This window comes from Mesorhizobium sp. M7A.F.Ca.CA.002.05.1.1, assembly GCF_003998335.1.
In the GTDB taxonomy this organism is placed as follows: domain Bacteria; phylum Pseudomonadota; class Alphaproteobacteria; order Rhizobiales; family Rhizobiaceae; genus Mesorhizobium.
Genome location: NZ_RZQI01000799.1, coordinates 1 through 2,744 on the forward strand (window position 1 = coordinate 1; position 2,744 = coordinate 2,744).

Consider the following 2,744-nt stretch of genomic DNA (forward strand, 5'->3'; position numbering starts at 1 on the left):
CGGGTGTCACCCGCCAGACCAAGGACCTCGATATCTTCTGCAAGGCAGGCGACTACGCGCGGATCCTCGCTCATTTCAAGCAGCTTGGATATGCCGTCGAAATCGAGGATGACCGGTGGCTCGGCAAGGTGTTCAAGGGCACGCATTTCTTCGACGTCATATTCGGCTCGGCCAACGGCACGGTGCCTGTTGGCGACCTGTGGCTGGAACACGCCCGCCAAACAGAGCTGTTGGGCAGCAGGGTGCGGATCATCGGCCCGACCGAACTCATCTGGTCCAAATGCTTTATCCAGGACAGAGGGCGACACGATGGCGCCGATATCGCTCATACGATTCTCAAGGCGGGCGATCAGATCGATTGGCACCGGCTGCTTTCTTATCTGGAGGTTCACTGGGAGGTTCTGTTGATGCAGCTTATCAATTTCAGGTGGATCTATCCGAGCGAGCGCGATCATATCCCGGCGTGGCTGCTCGATGAATTGCTCGACCGCCTCGCCAAGCAACGGCAGTTGCCGTCTCCAAGGATGAAGATCTGCCGTGGGCGGCTGCTTTCGCAAACCGATTACGAAATCGACGTCAAGGAATGGGGCTTCGCCGGCGTCGGTGGTGTGGGAGAATTCCGTGATGGCTGATCCCGTCAAGAGCAGCGCGCCCAAGGAGGGCGCACGCGCGCTCAAAGTTGCCGCGGTCGGGGATCTCCATGTGCGGGAAGATGCGCAAACCTCGTATCGCGACCTCTTCGGCGAGATATCGAGCGAAGCCGACATTCTCGTTCTCACGGGAGATCTGACCAATCTCGGCAAGCCTCGTGAAGCGGAGATGCTGGCCGAGGATCTGCGCAACTGCTCGATCCCGGTCGTGGCGGTGCTCGGCAATCATGACTACGAGTCTGGTGCGGTGGAAGACGTCACGAAGATCCTGCGCCAGGCGCATGTTCATCTCCTCGACGGGCAGGCAGTTGAAATCGAGGAGGTGGGTTTTGTCGGCGTGAAGGGATTCATAGGCGGCTTCGGCTCACGCATGCTCGGCTCATTCGGTGAACCGGCGATCAAGACGATGGTCGCGGAAAGCGTGAACGAGGCAATGCGACTTGAAAATGCGATGCGCCAGGTGCGGGCGAAGCGCACACTGGTGATCCTCCACTACGCGCCAATTGCCGACACAGTCGCGGGAGAACCGCCGGAGATATTTCCATTTCTGGGCTCTTCACGCCTGGCGGAGACGATCGATCGATTCCAGGTTAGTGCTGTCGTGCACGGTCATGCACATCGCGGTTCTTACGAAGGTCAAACACCTGGCGGAGCCAAGGTCTACAACGTCGCCATGCATGTGGCCAAGCCAAGCGGCCGCCCCTACGCCTTGCTCGAAATCTGACGCCAGCGGCATGCGCCGTGGTGTCCATTGGCCTTGACTCAATTGGTGGCCTTGACTCAATTGGTGGCGTTGATCGATTTCGCCAACTCTTCCAGCTTCCGGGGGTCGTTGCCGTGACGGCGCACCAGTTCGCGAGCCTGCCTGGACGGCAAATCGGTCGTGGCCGCCAGTTGTCGCACCTGCTGATCGTCGATGGCGACCTGCGGCAATGTATGGTCGATATTTCCTTCCTTGTCCTTCATCGCGCTTCTCCTTGATCCCTGTCGACGACAACGGCTCGAAAATCCGACCGGTTCCGAACGATCTGCAACTTTTGCGCCTTCACCTGGGCGGACCAACATACTCGTGTCCCGAGGGCGTAACGATCTCGCTGGATTCTGCCAGGAACCATGCCACGGCGCACGAGTTGTTCCGACTGAACGGAGATAGTTCGATGCCACAGCCAAGACAGCCAGACCCAAATCGCGATGTTCCCGTGCCGCCTCCAACATGGAAGCCCGAGCCGATCGAGGAACCCGAACCGGAAAGGCTCCCGGACGAGACCCCGCTGCCCAATCCCGACGAGAATGAAGAGCCTCCCATCCACGCGTAGGATGATGGAGTTTCTTTATCGCGGGGCAAAGCACACCTCCGGACGGCTAACGATCGATCTCGCCAAACACGATGTCGAGCGATCCGATGATGGCGGCAACGTCGGCGATCATGTGCCCTCGAGACAGGAAATCCATCGCCTGCAGATGGGCGAAGGATGGCGCGCGTATCTTGCACCGGTAAGGAACATTGCCCCCGTCGGAAACCAGATAAACACCGAATTCTCCCTTTGGCGCTTCAACCGCGGCGTAGACTTCTCCGGCCGGCACGCGATGCCCCTCGGTATAAAGTTTGAAATGCTGGATGGTCGCCTCCATCGAGCGTTTCATCGTGGCGCGCCGCGGCGGCGTGATCTTCTGGTTTGGAAGCGCGACCGGCCCCTGGCCTTCGGGTGACCGCAGTTTTTCCAGGCATTGCTTCATGATCCGCACCGACTGGCGCATCTCCTCCATGCGGACCAGGTAGCGGTCATAGCAGTCTCCGTTCTTTCCGACGGGAATGTCGAAATCCATGTCCGGGTAACATTCGTATGGCTGTGCCTTGCGCAAATCCCATGCGGCGCCCGATCCGCGCACCATCACGCCGGAAAATCCCCAGGCCCAGGCATCCTCCAGCCCGATCACGCCCACATCGACATTGCGCTGCTTGAAGATACGGCTGCCGGTGAGCAATTCGTCGAGGTTGTCACAGACTTTGAGGAACGGATCGCAGAAAGCCCAGATGTCGTCGAGAAGCTTCGGAGGCATATCCTGGTGCACGCCGCCGATTCTGAAATAATT

General features: G+C 59.1%; 4 protein-coding genes. 2 read left to right on the top strand and 2 right to left on the bottom strand.

Features of this window, described 5'->3' with window-relative positions:
- Together EN939_RS28615 and EN939_RS28620 are read left to right on the top strand one after the other, a co-directional pair.
- On the top strand, nt 1-632 hold a 632-nt coding region (locus EN939_RS28615), incomplete at its 5' end, for a nucleotidyltransferase family protein (protein ID WP_127271060.1).
- The gene (locus EN939_RS28620) at nt 625-1,374 is read left to right on the top strand and encodes a metallophosphoesterase family protein (protein ID WP_127271062.1); all 750 of its coding nucleotides are present in this window, start codon (nt 625-627) and stop codon (nt 1,372-1,374) included. The genes EN939_RS28615 and EN939_RS28620, both read left to right, overlap by 8 nt.
- A gap of 56 nt (nt 1,375-1,430) precedes the next feature.
- Here the strand turns inward: EN939_RS28620 and EN939_RS28625 are convergent, their stop codons facing one another.
- Nucleotides 1,431-1,616, bottom strand: a complete 186-nt coding sequence (locus EN939_RS28625; RefSeq protein WP_127271064.1) for a hypothetical protein — start codon at nt 1,614-1,616, stop codon at nt 1,431-1,433.
- Nucleotides 1,617-2,012: 396 nt separating this feature from the next.
- Nucleotides 2,013-2,744, bottom strand: a 732-nt coding sequence (locus EN939_RS28635; protein WP_127271067.1) for an NADH-quinone oxidoreductase subunit D, incomplete at its 5' end; no start/stop codon positions are given.

What these genes read in the sequence shown, in the direction of transcription:
- EN939_RS28620 (WP_127271062.1), top strand. Translation starts at nt 625, where the DNA reads ATGGCTGATCCCGTCAAGAGCAGCGCGCCCAAGGAGGGCGCACGCGCG.
- EN939_RS28625 (WP_127271064.1), bottom strand. Translation starts at nt 1,616, where the DNA reads ATGAAGGACAAGGAAGGAAATATCGACCATACATTGCCGCAGGTCGCC.